The sequence below is a fragment of the Anaerococcoides asporogena genome, assembly GCF_029590275.1.
Taxonomy (GTDB): domain Bacteria; phylum Bacillota; class Clostridia; order Clostridiales; family Clostridiaceae; genus JG1575.
In genome coordinates this window covers 2,616,994-2,629,974 of sequence record NZ_CP120965.1, presented here as the reverse complement: position 1 = coordinate 2,629,974, position 12,981 = coordinate 2,616,994, and the positions used below count along the sequence as shown (strand labels likewise).

Here is a 12,981-nt window from a genome sequence, read left to right as displayed (position 1 = left end):
GCAAACTGGAAGTTAGTTTTTCAACTGGCCACAAAGTTCTTTCGCATGACTTAAAATAATTATCTCAACCACTACCCGTTCAAGCACATCACCAGGATCATCTTGTCAGAGCCCAGAGCTCAGAGCTCAGAGCCCAGAGCCCAGAGCCCAGAGCCCAGAGCCCAGCGAGAGAGAGCTTCAGAGAGCCAGAGGGATGGAGAGCCAGATAGCCTGAGAGCTGGAGATTCGTAGAGTCCAAGAGAAAACTGACTGCAGGAGGAAGGAAAGCGAGGCTCCATCCATTGACGGAGCCTCGCTGGCAGTGTTTCGGGTAAGAGATTGTCGGCAGGAGATAGACTGGCTAATCGGCTCATCTGGCTGTTGTTTAATCTTCTATTTCGGCAAACTGATCAGTCAGGGAGTTGAGCAGATCCTGTTTGGTCTGCCAGAGTCTTTGTGACAGGTCAACATAATATCCATGTGGATTTTCGAAGCGCTTGATTTCATCCCAGAATTTATCAAGTTCCTGTTTGGAATAGGCGGCGATTTCCTGAACTGTCGGACTTTGGTAGACCTGTTTTCCGTTCAGAAAGATGGGCACCTGCAATTCTTTGGCATAAAAATTGCGCAGGGTTTTCTTTTTCCAGGTGAAAATTGGATCAAAAATGGTATAGGGCTGGGATTCATCGATGATCTCATCGCTGTGGCAGATGACATCGGCGATGGCCCGATCGTCCTTGCGGGCAAAGAGGCGGTAAATTTTCTTGAAGCCGGGAGTGGTAATCTTTTCCTCATTTTCAGACAGCTTGATTTTTGGAATCGGATGGCCTGCTTTATCATCAACTGCCACCAGTTTGTACACTCCGCCGAATACAGGCTCCGACCGTGCGGTAATGAGACGTTCACCGACACCGAAGGAGTCAATTTTCGCCCCTTGAGAGAGGACGTCCCGAATAATGAATTCATCCAGAGAGTTGGACACGAGGATTTTGCAGTCTTCATATCCCGCTTCATCCAGCATCCGCCGGGCTTCATTGGATAGGTAGGTGATATCTCCGGAATCGATCCGGATTCCTTTGGGACGGAAGCCCTGGGGCACTATGATTTCATTGAAAACACGAATCGCGTTGGGAATTCCGGACTTCAAGGTATTGTATGTATCCACCAGCAACGTGCAGGAATCGGGATAGGTTTTGGCGTAGGCCGCGAAGGCATCATATTCCGTGTCATACATCTGAACCCAGGAATGAGCCATTGTGCCAAGGACCGGAACGTCAAACATCATACCTGCCATGGTGTTGGAGGTTCCGACACATCCTGCGATGACGGCTGCCCGGGCACCGTAAGTGGCTCCATCATAGCCCTGCGCCCGGCGGGATCCGAATTCCAGAATTGCCCGGCCATCAGCAGCGCGAACGATTCGGCTTGATTTGGTGGCGATCAGTGTCTGATGGTTGATGGTCAAGAGGATCATGGTTTCCAGCAGCTGTGCTTCCAGGATCGGTCCCCGGACGGTGATAAGCGGTTCATTGGGAAATACAGGGGTGCCTTCCGGGATTGCGTAGATGTCACAGGTGAATTTGAAGTTTCTCAAGAAGTCGATAAATTCGGGCTTAAAGTGGTTTAAGCTCTCCAGGTATTCAATATCGTGGGTGGAGAAGCCTAGTTCGGAAATATACTCCAGCAGCTGATGCACTCCAGCCATGATGACATAGCCGCCCTCATCCGGAATGCGTCGGAAATACATATCAAAATATGCAACCTTATCTTCCATTCCATTGTCCAGATAGCCGTTTCCCATGGTCAGTTCATAAAAGTCTGTCAGCATGGTCAGATTTCTCGGATCACGCACATTAAAGGCAGGTTTCTTTCTCATAGTGTCCCTTCCAGTTATTGAATGAATTTTTACTGATTAAGAATAATATAGCTCAATTAAGGCATCAAGGCAAAGCGACATGGTTTTATCCTCGTTGAGCCAGGAAAAGCGGTGACCTTGCTGTCCAATCGGGAGGGGAGAAGAAACAATGCAGCTGGATCAATTTCAGGAACAGGCGAGGCTCGATCGGGGAGATAAAGTGCTGCTGGTGGCACCTCCCGGTTCGGGCAAGACAACGGTTTTATTGGCGAAAATTGAATATCTGGTGGAGGAGTGTCAGGTCGAGCCAGACAGGATTCTTGTGCTCACGTTCTCCCGCTCGGCGAGTGAAAATATGAAAGATCGGTACCATCGGCAGCGCAAGGCTGGGGGACCTGCCTTCGGGACGATCCATGCTCTGGCCTATCGCGAGATTCGAAGTCGAAAAGGGGGGATCGAGCTGATCAGTCCGGCTCAGGCGATCTTTTCACTCCATCAGGTTCGAAGGCAGTATTTTCTGTCGCTCCAGGAAAGCACCGACTGCCTGTCTGACATTTCACGGGAGCGGGCCACGGGGCACTTTGATCCGTCGATTCCGGAACGATTCCGACAGCAGGTGCGGGAGGCTTACGGCAATTATAAGGCAGAACGGAAATTACGTGACTTTGATGACCTGGAAGAGGAATTTTTAGAAATGCTCGAAGATGAAATGTATCGCATTACAATGCAGCACCGCTACGACTGGATCATGGTGGATGAGTTTCAGGATCTGAACCGGGTGCAGCTGAGGATTTTGAAAATCCTGTCAAAGGACTGTCATCTGTTTTGTGTAGGGGACGAGGATCAATGCATTTACGCCTTCCGGGGATCGGATACCGCTGCTATGGTGAATTTCGCCCGGGAGTTCGATGGCGGGCAAATTCTATACCTGCAGTACAATTACCGATCCAGCGCGACGATTGTGCGCCATGCCAATCAGGTGATCGCCTGCAATCAAGCACGTTATCCCAAGGTCATCGATAATTTTCGACAGGATGAATCAAGCATCCGAATCCGATCCTTTTCCAGCGACAGCGCATCCACCCGGTTTTTAATTTCGCATTTATACAAGCTCGGGTCCAGACGAACGGCGGCTCTGATCTTTCGGACAAACTCGGAGCTGGAGGAGACAGCCCATCAGCTGCTCCGCGAGAAGCTTCGGTTCAGCTGTCAGGATCATCCGCCCAATCGCTATGATCGGCGGCTCCTGCGGAATCTGATTGATTTCCTGACCTATTCACAAAATGCGATATCCTGTAAGGTTATGTTTTTCCGACTTCTGGCAACCCTGCCCCTGCACCTGTCTCCTGAAGTGATTACGCGCTGCGTCAACAGTGAGCGATGGTCCGAACAAGATTTGCTCAATGATCAGATCTTTGACCTCACACCTGACCAGCGGCAGGGACTGGATCGCCTGTTCAAGGGATTTCGAAAACTTCGAACCATGGAGCCTGGGACGGCTATTCGCTATATTCTGTATGTCATGGGTTACAGCCAATGGATCCGGCGTATGGCTCAGGGGACCGGTGCCATCCTGCAGGATCTGATTCGCGAAGCGGAGGACTTCGCCGCGGAAGCAGCATGCTTTGGTTCGGTGCCGGATTTTCTCGAATTTATCCGGACGTGGGATGGAATCATGAGTGAAAAGGGAGCCGGTGAACGGATTCTGCTTTCCACCATGCATGGGGTGAAGGGGATGGAATTTGATGAGGTACTGCTGGTGAACGCAGTGGAAGGCAGCATCCCCCATGAAAAATCAATGGATGATCTCGAAGCGGAACGACGGCTGTTTTATGTCGCCATCACCCGGGCCATGCATGATCTGACAATTCTGGTACCGGCCTCCCGTCAGGGCCGGGCTGTCGAGCCATCACGTTTTCTGAAGGAACTGGGTCTGCCAATTGAGGATGAGAGCCCCGTCACTGCAAAGAATCAGGTCGGGGGAATCATTCGTATGATCAAGCAGAAAATCCGGTTGTGAAGATTTCAAGATGAATAGTCTCAGCATAGGGCCTGAATCATAAGATTAACTGGATCAGGGAAGATTAACCGCCTGATGCGCAACTGAGGAATAGACCAGGCCGTTCAAAGGGCGTGTTTCAGCCGGAAGGATTCAGGTTCGTGAACGGAGTCTGATGAAAGATCCCGGCTCTGAAAGGCGAGATCGATCCAGGGCTGATGTGTTTCACCAAGAGTGAGTAAGGATGGAAGCGGATGCGACGCTGGTACTCAATTGTTACGCCTTCCCTGAGGATTTCTGTTATAATCAAGTGATGCGGAATCAATTGAAACAATAATAAAAGTCATGGATCCCGGCAACTCAGCTGAGTCCCCGGAATCCCATAAAGGAAAGCAATATGATCATTAAAATTGGGCCGAATGAGGCCGGACAGAGTGTTGAAAAATACGTTAAGAAACTGATGCGGGATGTTCCGCTTTCGGCGATCCACAAAGCCCTGCGCAAGGGCGATGTGAGGCTGAACGGGGCAAAGGCCAAAGACAAGGATCGGCTCTCGGAGGGCGATGAACTCGAGATTCGCTACCTGGAATCCCGTAAGGCGGTGGAAAAGAAGACGTTCATGGATGCCAATGTAGATTTCAAGGTGGTTTTTGAAGACCAGAACATCCTGATGGTCGAAAAATGGCCGGGCGTGGTGGTTCATCCGGATGGGTCAGAACAACCCAGTCTGACGGATCATGTCCTGAGCTATCTGGCAGAAAAGGGAGCCTGGGATCCGGCTGTGGAAACAACGTATTCCCCCTCTCCGGTCAACCGGCTGGATCGGAATACATCAGGCATTGTGATTTTCGGGAAAAATGCTCAGGCGACGCGGAGCCTGGCGGCCATTCTGAAAGACGGCGGACTGCGCAAGGACTATGTGGCCATCGTCAAAGGACGGATTCCGGACGGCCGTAAGGAGGCTTTCATCTCCAAGGACGCTGACCGCAATGTCTCCAGAATCTATGAGGAAGCGGGAACAGACCGTCTGCCCATCGTCATGGAAACCAGGACAATGGAGTCCAACGGCCTGTATTCGTTTGTCGAACTGAACCTGATTACCGGACGCTCCCATCAGCTGAGGGCTCATCTGTCACACATGGGAAATCCCATTGTCGGTGACCGCAAATATGGCTCAAAAGAAATCAACGCCTATTTTGACAACAAGTACGCCCTGAAATTTCAGTATCTTTATGCCTATAAAGTGACCTTCCTGCAGACCGACGATTTTCTGTCCTACCTTCAGGGCAAAGTCATTACCGTCAAGCTGCCGCCCTTATTCCGCCACATCAAGAGCGACGTGTTCCGCGTGGAAATTTAGTTAGTTAATATGAGAATCAAAGAGGAATCGACGTCAAAAAGTTTTATGATCCTGACGGTGGCCACCTTTCTGACGAAAATCATGTCATTGATTTACGTCCCGCTGCTGCTGAACATTATTCAGGCAGAAGCCCATGGGGTCTATACCACCGCCTATGAATTCTTTGCTTTCGCCTATGTCATTACCAATGAAGGCATCACCAAGGGCATTGCCAAGATGGTGAGTGACCGCATGGCTCGCCAGGATGTGGCAGCTGCCCATAAAGTATTTCGGATCTCCCGGACCATCCTGCTGGCTCTGGGAGTGGTGGTGTCCGTGATCTTCTTTCTGGCGGCCGGCAGCCTGGCTCAAATCTCAGGTGCCCCCACCAGTGTCAATTCGCTCCGCATCCTGGCGCCGGCAATCGCCGTGACCTCAGCCACCAGTGCATATCGGGGCTATTTCCAGGGACGGAGACTGCTTTCCATGAAGGCCGTCAGCCAGATCTGGGAACAGGCCGTCAATGTGGTGGTCTCTCTGGTTCTGGCTCTTGTTCTGATTCGCTTTGGAATTCAGTACGGTGTAGCCGGCGCGGCTTCCGGAACGCTGTTCGGGGCTCTGGTGGCGGCAGCCTATCTTGCCTGGCAGTATCGCCGTACCTCTGCGGAAGAACCCGGAGGCAGAAGCAAGGACGGAACTGAACGCAGAATTCTGCGGGAACTGATGGCTTATACCATCCCTTTGGCCATCGGTACGGCGGCCACCCAGTTTGGGCATATCATTGACCTGGTCAATGTCAAGACCCGACTGCTGGTGTCGGGCCTGGATGTGGCCGGAGCCAATGTAACCTATTCGTTTCTCTCCAGCTATAAGACCATCATTGCGGTCCCGCTGACCATCCTGGTCGCATTGACCACTTCTTTGTTTCCGTCCCTTGCCAGAGCCTCAAGCCTCGGGGACTATGAGGAAGTCCGGCGCAAATACCGGATGGCCCTGAAGATAAATTATCTCCTGGCCTTTCCGTCTGCGATCGGGCTGTACGCAGTCTCGGGGCCGGCCAACATTGCGATGTTTGACGGGGAACCGGTCCGTGGACTACTGATCGCCATGGGATCTTTTGTCGTCATTCTGCAGGGGATTACCCTGATGCAGACGGTGCTGCTTCAGGCCTTGGGACTCCATCGCAAGTCCCTGGTGCCCCTGCTCATCGGCATTGCGGTCAAAATTATCGCCAACTACTTCCTGGTGGCCCTGCCGGAGCTGCGTGGCCAGGGAGCCATCATTTCCAGTTATCTGCAGGGGATTGTAACCCTGGGTCTGAATGAATATCTGATTCATCAGAACCTCAAACTGTCCATTAATCAGGTGCAGATTGCCCGTCGACCGCTGCTGGCCTCCCTCATTATGGGAGGAGCACTGATCCTGCTCCAGCAGGTTCTCCCGGATGTCGCCGGTCGAAGTGCCAATGGCATTCAGCTGATTCTTCTGATGGGCGTTGGCATCGCAGCCTACTCGGTGGCTCTGCTGCTTCTTGGCGGCATCACCAGAGCTGATCTCAATGCCATCCGTCCCGGGCTGGCCAACAAAGTTCCCAGCTCGATTCAGCGCTTCCTTCGGGTACAGGAGTAACCGAATCGCTCCAGGATCCGCTCCCCGTATGAAGATAGCGTAACAAAAGTGTGATATTTTCGCCTAAGTGATAATTATTCTTAATGAAAAGGTATAATTAACTCAAGGTTCATCCAATGGCCTGTTAACCAAAGCTAAAATGGAAGTGAAAACCATGGAAAATATCGTCAGCAAGATTGATTCGTCCTACCGCCATCGAGCGGGTAAACTGGAAAAATCATTTGGCCGGGTTGCCACTCTGGTGATGAAGGGGGCCAATCCCTTCAAAAAATTTGCCTTTAAAACTTCCTGTCTGATGCATCGCTATATCAACATCAAATCGGTCCATATCCTGGAAAATGAAGGGTACTATGAGGCAGCCGATTTTTACCGTGATCACATACGATTCCTGAATGAAGGCGCGACCTGGATCGACCAGGATTTCAAGAGCATCAATCATTTTTATCACCATGAAATGAAAAAGGGTCTGTATGGATTTTCAGATGCGTTGACAGAAGCTACCAAATACCGGGACAAAATGATGTATTATGCCAGACGGGCTAATCTGACCCGGGCGCTGTTCTATACCGGAGTGATCTGCCACTTGAGTCAGGATATGACGGTTCCGCAGCACATCAACAATAAGCTGCTGGAATCGCATCATGACTATGAAGTCTGGATCCTGGCACATTCCTGGGATACCATCGATTTTACGGTCCGGCATGGCATTGTTCGGTATCCCCGTTTTGAAATGTACATCTCCGAAAACGCGAAACAGGCCAATGCCATCTATGAAGAAGCGAAAAATATTGCGAACCAGGAAGAAGCTTTCCGTTTCATGGCGGAACGCCTGATCGCCCTGGCTCAGCGAACCACCGCGGGATTGCTGCTGGATTTCTATGAAGCCTGGTTTTCCACTTTGAAAGAAGCGGAACACGACAAGCGGATAGAAGTTCGCAACCTGAAAAAAGAATACTCGATTGAGCCGGATTAGTCGGAAGATTACTCCTGGCACTGCCAGTAGTTTGCGTAAGCCGACTGCCAGTCACAAAGCTCCCTGCTTCCCGATCAGGCAAAATCCTGAACGGCAGCAGGGAGCTTTGTGTCAGTCTGAGTAAAAGTGCTCAACCGCGGGACGATCCGGTTCGCTTACAGCTCCAGCTTAAATAATCATTGGCTTTTCAAAAAAGTGTTGGTAAAAAAAGAGTTACCAGGTGAGAATCGGTCGTAATCAGGATGATTGGTGTTGTTTTGGAGCTGATTGCAGCTGATTGCAGCTGATTGCAGCTGATTGCTTTTGAACATACGAGAAAAAATAGCGTAAATCAGCAATCATCGGAATGCTATCCAAAGGCGTTATGAATTGCTCAATGAATGAGAAGATCAGCCCTGAAACATAGAGGGGAATACCGTTTACGATATAAGGAAATATCAAAATGTGTTATGATGGTAGTATTGAAGGTGACAAAAAATGCGTGTTTTACTGACTGCCCTGGATTCAAAGTTTATTCATTCGAACCTGGCATTGCGCTATCTCAATAAAATAGCAGAACAATCATCCTGGGATGTAGTTTTCCATGAAAGGACCATTAATGACGATGTGGATCTGATTCTGAACGAATTGATTCAATTTCATCCGGATTTACTGGTTTTTTCCTGTTATATCTGGAATATCGAATACGTCCGACAGCTGAGCGAGGCAGTTCGAATGGTGCTTCCCCAAACCATGATTCTATGCGGAGGCCCTGAGGTAGCATATGACGCCGAAAACTTCCTGCAGGAAGTTCCGGCTGACGGAGTGATGGTCGGCGAAGGGGAAGTGATCTTCCCGGAGGTTCTGAATGCTTTGGAAGCCTCGCACCATCAGAATTCAGATCATTTCCTGACAGAGTTGCTGCGGGAGATTCCGGGACTGATGCTTCGCTTGGACGATGGATCGATCCGTCTCACGGCGCCGGCCAGACTGGCCGACATGAGTGAGGTGCCCTTCCCCTATGATAAGGAGGATCTGGGACGCCTGGAACACCGCATTGTGTACTATGAGGGTCAGCGGGGCTGTCCGTACGGCTGTACCTACTGCCTTTCATCCATCGACCGTACTCTGAGGCATAAGCCCGTGGAGATGGTCAAGAGGGAACTGGGCGTTCTGATGGATGCAAAGGTCCCGCTGGTCAAGCTGGTGGATCGTACCTTCAATATCAAAGAAGACTGGGCCTTCGACATTTTATCCTTTTTGCTGAGTGAATCCATCCAGCGGGGAGGACATACGTCCTTCCACTTTGAAGTAGGAGCGGCCACCTTATCCGATCGTTTGATTCAAACGCTGAATCAGGCACCGCCTGGTTTGTTTCAGATTGAGGCGGGCATTCAGACCACCGATCCCTGGGTTCTTCGGCTGATCAATCGGCGGGATGACCCGGTTCAGCTCAGAGATGCACTGAACAGGATCATTGAGGCAGGTAATGTCCACGTACATACCGATCTCATCGCCGGTCTGCCGGGAGATACACTGGAGACGTTCCGGAACAGTTTCAATGACTGCATCAAGATGCGGCCCCAGATGCTTCAGGTGGGATTTTTAAAGGTACTGAAGGGAACTCCGCTCTGGCACAGCGCATCCCAGTATGACATTCGATTTCGCCCCTGGCCGCCCTACGAGGTACTGGGAACAGACCGGATGAGCTATGAGGATCTTCGAATTATCAAACTGATTGAACAGGTCACGGATAAATATTACAATTCGGGAAAATTTGCCTGTTGTATGAAATATTTGTTAAGTATTTTCGATGAACCGTGGGAATTGTTCATAATTATAGCTGAATTATTATTGAAATACCAAAAGCGCATCAGCGCTGTTTCATTTGAAGATTACTACAGAGCTTTGAATGATTTAAGGGAGACTTTAACCCCCGAGCAATCGGCTGTATTAGCGGATCTCCTGCGATTTGACTACATTCTGGGCAACCGAAAAGGCAATTTCCCTGAATGGCTGAAAAGTCAAAAATATAACAGTTCTCGCGGACGCATATTATTCAGTGATAGAGACAACTTCCAGTTGAAAGGAAGCGTCGAGGGGTTTAGAATCAAAGTGTTACGTTTTTGGCAAAGTGGCGAAATCATTGCGGGCGAGTCATTAATCTTTTACTCGCTGGCATATCCTGACCTGATCGAGGTCAGGCATATATCAGGCACTGATTACACTCCTGCATAAAGATGCATTACGATTTTGAGAAAGGAGAGATTCCTTGTTCAAAATAAACAAGTGTTGTGAAACTGTACTATTTTAACGATAAAGGCGGTGAGATATTGGCAAGGGAAGCGATTGAAAAGATCAAGCTGGCAGAAGATGAAGCCAGCCGGCTGGTTTCAGAAGCCCAGATGAAATCCAGGGAGCTTTTGAAAGAAGCAGAAGCCCAGGTGAAGCTCAATGATGCAAACATCATGGAAGAAGCCCGGCGGTTAGCAGAAGAAATCAAGAGCAAAGCAAAACTGGACGCGGAACATTCGGTTCAAAGTGTGTTGGAAGAAGGAAAGGCATCCGTGAACGCCATTCTGAGCATCGAGGATGCTCAGGTGGAAAAAGCAGCATCTGCCATACTGGAGAGGATTGTGAAGTCAAATGGCAATCGTTAACATGACCAAATTCAGCCTCTTCACATTCGACAAGGAGCAGGACGCCCTCCTCAAGGAACTTCAGAAATTCAACTATGTTCATTTTCTGAAACCGGAGGAAGTCGAGACTGACGCGAATGGGGAGCAGGAGGGAGCAAAAACCGGAAAAGTCCCGGAAAAGGTCGTTGCAGTTAACGAGCAGGTAGAAAAGGTCAAATACGCCTTAAAGCTCCTGTTCAATTACGACGAGCGGCCAGGGGGACTCAAAGGGCTCAGGGAGGGAAATCCCACCATTGGGTTCGACCAGTTGGAGTCAACGGTAAAAGCCAGCGGCTGGGAAGCGACCTATGACGCTGTCCGACAAATCTCCGACCGGTTGGATGAATTGAAACTGAAGGAAACCAAGATGAGAAGCGAACTGGAGGAAGTGACCAGCTGGACTCAGCTCGACATTTCACCCAAGCGCATCGAAGCAGTCAGATCAGCCCGGACGCTGCTGGGTGCCATCCCTCGCAAGATGGAAGAAGGCATGCGCCAGGAGCTGAACAAACTAAAGTACACCTATGTTGAAAAAGTCGGCGAATCAAAAGCTGATTTTTACTATCTGATCATCACACACCCTCTGGAAGAGGAAGCGGTGGCGGAGATCCTGCGTCAGGCAGCATTCTCCCAACACAAGCTTGATTACGATGAAGAACCCCTGAAGCGCAAACAGCGCCTCAACAAGGAAATCATCGAACTCAAAGCCAGAGAGCACGAAACCAGGGATGAGCTCCGGGCGTACGGCCAGGATATCCCGAAACTGGAAATGGCCTATGAGTATCTGGAGAACAAGCGCCTGAGGGTCATGGCCAATGAGAATTTCATCAACACCGAAACGATGAATGCCATGGAAGGCTACATCCCGACAGAAAAGGCGAAGGAATTCGAGGAAGCAATCCACCGGGCAGTCAAAGACCGCTATCACCTGAGCGCTGAACCAGCGGACAGGGAGGATGAGACGGTTCCGATCATCCTGAAGAACAACAAGTTTGCGAGTGCTTTCTCCAACATCACCCAGATGTACTCCATGCCGCAGTACAACGAAATTGACCCAACCCCGCTGCTGGCTCCTTTCTACATGTTCTTCTTCGGAATGATGCTGGCAGATGCAGGCTACGGCCTGATTCTGCTGATCGGCAGCAGCCTGGCTTTGAAGTACCTGAACCTGAGCAAGAGCATGCGGAATTTCGTTCAGTTCTTCTTCTACCTGTCCATCCCCACGATCTTCTGGGGTGTGATCTACGGTTCGTACTTCTCGCTGGACATCCCGGTGCCAAAGCTTTTGGATACGAACAAGGACTTCCAGCTGATGCTCATCATCTCGATCATTTTCGGACTGGTCCATCTGTTCTTCGGCCTGGCGATCAAAGCCTACATGCTGCTTCGTGACGGCAAGAAGAAAGATATGGTTTATGATGTAGTGTTCTGGTATATGGCCTTAACCGGAATGATTCTTCTGCTCCTGGCAGGTCCGGCCAAATTGCCATCCATCGTCGGAACGGTTGCCCTATGGGTGATGGTAATCGGCATGGCAGGCATTGTCCTGTTTGCGGCGCGTGATGCAGCCGGATGGGGTGGACGAATTGCCGGCGGACTGTATTCGCTGTATGGAATCTCTTCCTGGGTCGGTGACTTCGTGTCCTACTCCCGTCTGATGGCCCTTGGCCTCTCCGGCGCCTTCATTGGCATGGCGTTTAATATGATCGCCGGAATGATAGGCAGTGCCTGGTATTTATTGCCGTTTGCGGCTCTCATATTCCTGGTTGGGCACGGCTTTAACCTCTTCCTGTCGGCATTGGGCGCTTATGTTCATTCCCTGCGTCTGATCTACGTTGAATTCTTCGGAAAGTTCTATTCCGGAGGAGGTAAGGCATTTAAGAAACTGAAACGGGATCCCAAGTACATTAATTATTCTGACGTGGAAAGCTACGACTAACGGTTCGTTTGGAAACCCGGCAACGGTGTGCCTTAGGACCGGATCCCGAATCCCTGAACGGCAGGGATTTCGACGGATGATCAACTCAAGCAAAAAAATATTTCATAAATCATTCAAACTTGGAGGTTTGTAAACAATGAAATTCTTTGACTTTTTAAACGCTAACGGGGGAATGTTGTTCGCTGCGCTGGGAGCTGCTTTTGCAGTTATTTTCTCAGGCTATGGCTCTGCCAAAGGTGTTGGTCTGGTTGGACAGGCTGCGGCCGGTGTCATCGCTGAGGAACCTGAAAAATTCGGTAAAGCCCTGATCCTTCAGCTGCTGCCCGGTACCCAGGGACTGTATGGCTTCGTTATCGGACTGTTCATTCTTCTGCGGATCCCGGAAGTCACCAATCTGCAGATGGGTATGTACCTGTTTGTAGCCGCACTTCCGATTGCCTTTGTTGGATGGCTGTCTGCCATTGAGCAGGGAAAAACATCTGCCGCCGGTATCGGAATCCTCGCCAAAAACGGAGAACAATCAACCAAGGGTGTTATCTTCGCGGTTATGGTCGAAACCTACGCGTTGTTATCCTTCATTACCTCCATCATGTTATTGTTCGCCGCTTAAC

9 protein-coding genes are annotated in these 12,981 nt (G+C 50.2%); 8 read left to right on the top strand and 1 reads right to left on the bottom strand.

The features are described 5' to 3' along the window. Window positions 1-364: 364 nt before the first annotated feature. Window positions 365-1,855, bottom strand: coding sequence for a nicotinate phosphoribosyltransferase (locus P6M73_RS12075; RefSeq protein ID WP_277853301.1), 1,491 nt, complete (start codon window positions 1,853-1,855; stop codon window positions 365-367). Between the two features lie 148 nt (window positions 1,856-2,003). On the opposite strand from P6M73_RS12075, the gene P6M73_RS12070 reads away from it, so the two are divergent. The 8 genes from P6M73_RS12070 to P6M73_RS12035 all read left to right on the top strand — a co-directional run bounded on the left by P6M73_RS12070 (window position 2,004) and on the right by P6M73_RS12035 (window position 12,980). Beyond that, window positions 2,004-3,854, top strand: coding sequence for an ATP-dependent helicase (locus tag P6M73_RS12070; RefSeq protein WP_277853300.1), 1,851 nt, complete (start codon window positions 2,004-2,006; stop codon window positions 3,852-3,854). 376 nt (window positions 3,855-4,230) lie between these two features. Further along, the gene (locus P6M73_RS12065; protein ID WP_277853299.1) at window positions 4,231-5,193 is read left to right on the top strand and encodes an RluA family pseudouridine synthase; all 963 of its coding nucleotides are present in this window, start codon (window positions 4,231-4,233) and stop codon (window positions 5,191-5,193) included. Between the two features lie 9 nt (window positions 5,194-5,202). Then, on the top strand, window positions 5,203-6,801 hold the full coding sequence (locus tag P6M73_RS12060) for a putative polysaccharide biosynthesis protein (protein ID WP_277853298.1): 1,599 nt from the start codon (window positions 5,203-5,205) through the stop codon (window positions 6,799-6,801). A 154-nt stretch (window positions 6,802-6,955) separates the two neighbouring features. Beyond that, on the top strand, window positions 6,956-7,774 hold the full coding sequence (locus P6M73_RS12055; protein ID WP_277853297.1) for a zinc dependent phospholipase C family protein: 819 nt from the start codon (window positions 6,956-6,958) through the stop codon (window positions 7,772-7,774). Window positions 7,775-8,251: 477 nt separating this feature from the next. Then, window positions 8,252-9,991: a B12-binding domain-containing radical SAM protein gene (locus P6M73_RS12050; RefSeq protein WP_277853296.1), complete on the top strand. Its 1,740-nt coding sequence runs from the start codon at window positions 8,252-8,254 to the stop codon at window positions 9,989-9,991. A 95-nt stretch (window positions 9,992-10,086) separates the two neighbouring features. Further along, complete coding sequence (locus tag P6M73_RS12045; RefSeq protein WP_277853295.1) at window positions 10,087-10,413, top strand: hypothetical protein; 327 nt, start codon at window positions 10,087-10,089, stop codon at window positions 10,411-10,413. Then, window positions 10,400-12,370 carry a V-type ATP synthase subunit I gene (locus P6M73_RS12040; RefSeq protein ID WP_277853294.1) on the top strand — a complete coding sequence of 657 codons (1,971 nt, stop codon included), beginning with the start codon at window positions 10,400-10,402 and terminating at the stop codon, window positions 12,368-12,370. Before P6M73_RS12045 ends, P6M73_RS12040 begins: the two co-directional genes overlap by 14 nt. Before the next feature lie 136 nt (window positions 12,371-12,506). Further along, window positions 12,507-12,980 carry a V-type ATP synthase subunit K gene (locus P6M73_RS12035; RefSeq protein WP_277853293.1) on the top strand — a complete coding sequence of 158 codons (474 nt, stop codon included), beginning with the start codon at window positions 12,507-12,509 and terminating at the stop codon, window positions 12,978-12,980. Window position 12,981: the final 1 nt, after the last annotated feature.

Excerpts from the sequence above, each read along its gene's own strand:
- P6M73_RS12055 (WP_277853297.1), top strand. The coding sequence starts at position 6,956 with ATGGAAAATATCGTCAGCAAGATTGATTCGTCCTACCGCCATCGAGCG.
- P6M73_RS12040 (WP_277853294.1), top strand. The coding sequence starts at position 10,400 with ATGGCAATCGTTAACATGACCAAATTCAGCCTCTTCACATTCGACAAG.
- P6M73_RS12075 (WP_277853301.1), bottom strand. The coding sequence starts at position 1,855 with ATGAGAAAGAAACCTGCCTTTAATGTGCGTGATCCGAGAAATCTGACC.
- P6M73_RS12070 (WP_277853300.1), top strand. The coding sequence starts at position 2,004 with ATGCAGCTGGATCAATTTCAGGAACAGGCGAGGCTCGATCGGGGAGAT.
- P6M73_RS12035 (WP_277853293.1), top strand. The coding sequence starts at position 12,507 with ATGAAATTCTTTGACTTTTTAAACGCTAACGGGGGAATGTTGTTCGCT.
- P6M73_RS12060 (WP_277853298.1), top strand. The coding sequence starts at position 5,203 with ATGAGAATCAAAGAGGAATCGACGTCAAAAAGTTTTATGATCCTGACG.
- P6M73_RS12050 (WP_277853296.1), top strand. The coding sequence starts at position 8,252 with ATGCGTGTTTTACTGACTGCCCTGGATTCAAAGTTTATTCATTCGAAC.
- P6M73_RS12065 (WP_277853299.1), top strand. The coding sequence starts at position 4,231 with ATGATCATTAAAATTGGGCCGAATGAGGCCGGACAGAGTGTTGAAAAA.